Below are 1,053 nucleotides of genomic sequence, written 5' to 3'. Positions count from 1 at the left end.
TGTATTGATCACGAACGTTGTTGACACTGGCCCGGGCTTGATCATGGCGAAGACCTCCGGTGTGGTGGAGCTGTCTAGGACTGCACCACACGGAGGTCTTCGTGTCCCACCGTAATGCCCGGCTGACCGTTCACGGCAGGCGGCTGCTGGTCGAACGTGTCTGCGCAGGTCGCCCCGTCGCGCATGTGGCCGCTGAAATGGGCATCTCCCGCGCCACGGCCCACAAATGGGTCCGCCGCTGGCGAGCCGAGGGCGAGGCAGGCCTTGCCGACCGCTCCAGCCGGCCCCGCACGACACCGCATCGAACCCCGGCGACCGTGGAGGCCCGGGTCTGCCAGCTCCGCCAGGCCCGCAAACTCGGCCCTGCGCGTCTGGGCCCGATCCTGGGCCTGCCCGCCTCCACCGTGCACCGGATCCTGACACGCCACCGCCTGAACCGACTGGCCCACCTGGACCGGCCCACCGGCCAGGTCATCCGCCGCTACGAACGCGAACGGCCCGGCGAACTGATCCACGTCGACGTCAAGAAACTCGGCCGGATCCCCGACGGCGGCGGCCACAAGGTCCTCGGCCGCCAGGCCGGCCGGGCCCGGCGCAGCAGCATGGGCTTCGACTACGTCCACTCCGCCGTCGACGACCACAGCCGCCTCGCCTACAGCGAGATCCACGCAGACGAGAAGGCCGCCACCTGCGCCGGCTTCCTACGCCGGGCCGCGGCGTTCTTCGCAGCGTCGGGTATCGACCGCGTCGAGCGGGTCCTGACCGACAACGCCTGGCCCTACCGCAAGAGCTTCGCCTGGCAGCAGGCCCTTGCCGACCTCGGTGCGGCCGGCAAGCTCACCCGCGCCTACCGGCCGCAGACCAACGGCAAGGTCGAACGCTTCAACCGCACCCTGCTCGACGAATGGGCCTACCTGCGGCCCTACACCAGCAACACCGAACGGACCGAAGCCCTGACAGACTTCCTCCACACCTACAACCACCACCGCTGCCACACCGCACTCGGCGGCCACCCACCGATCAGCCGCGTGAACAACGCTGCGGGTCAATACA

1 protein-coding gene is annotated in these 1,053 nt (G+C 69.3%); it reads left to right on the top strand.

All coding sequences use genetic code 11. The features are described 5' to 3' along the window. Positions 1–101 precede the first annotated feature (101 nt). Positions 102–1,053: IS481 family transposase (locus ACWDAS_RS41460; protein ID WP_450401158.1), on the top strand; the 952-nt coding region annotated here is incomplete at its 3' end.

The organism is Streptomyces sp. NPDC001070 (assembly GCF_053598835.1).
The sequence above is the reverse complement of the archived record's forward strand: the minus strand, read 5'-3'. Positions and strand labels throughout refer to the sequence as shown.